The following is a 524-nucleotide window of genomic DNA, read 5'->3' as shown; positions in this document are numbered from 1 at the left end:
GAGTCTTGATGTTCTTGGTGGGATCCTCTTTAACGGCAATAATATCGGCAAGGAAACCGGTAGCGACCTGCCCCAGTTCATTTTCCATTTTCAGGATCTGAGCAGGGACAATAGTGGCAGACTGTATGGCTTCCATTGCCGGCATTCCTGCTTCAACCATGTACCCAAATTCCTTAGCATTCTTTCCATGCACAAAAACTCCTGCATCTGTTCCAAAGGCGATCTTCACTCCTTTTTTATAGGCTTTAGAAAAAGTATTTTGCAGTTGTGGACCAATCTCCCGGGCCTTAGGCACCACCAATTCGGGATAAAAATTTTCAACTTCAGCCTTTTCGCTTACTTCTTTTCCTGCGGTTATAGTGGGAACCAAATAAGTTCCCTTTTCTTTCATAAGTTCCATGGTGGCTTCGCTCATAAGCGTACCATGCTCTATTGTGGTTACTCCTCCCCTAATCGCGCGCTGCATTCCCTCATCCCCGTGGGCATGGGCAGCAACGTGAAAGCCGTAATCATTAGCTATATCA

The 524-nt window shown here is 46.0% G+C and carries 1 protein-coding gene; it reads right to left on the bottom strand.

Translation table 11 applies throughout. The features are described from left to right. Positions 1–524, bottom strand: a 524-nt coding sequence (locus HC176_RS15995; RefSeq protein ID WP_167919997.1) for an amidohydrolase family protein, incomplete at both ends; no start/stop codon positions are given.

It is taken from the genome of Tamlana crocina, assembly GCF_012037625.1.
This window is presented reverse-complemented; position numbering and strand designations above follow the sequence as displayed.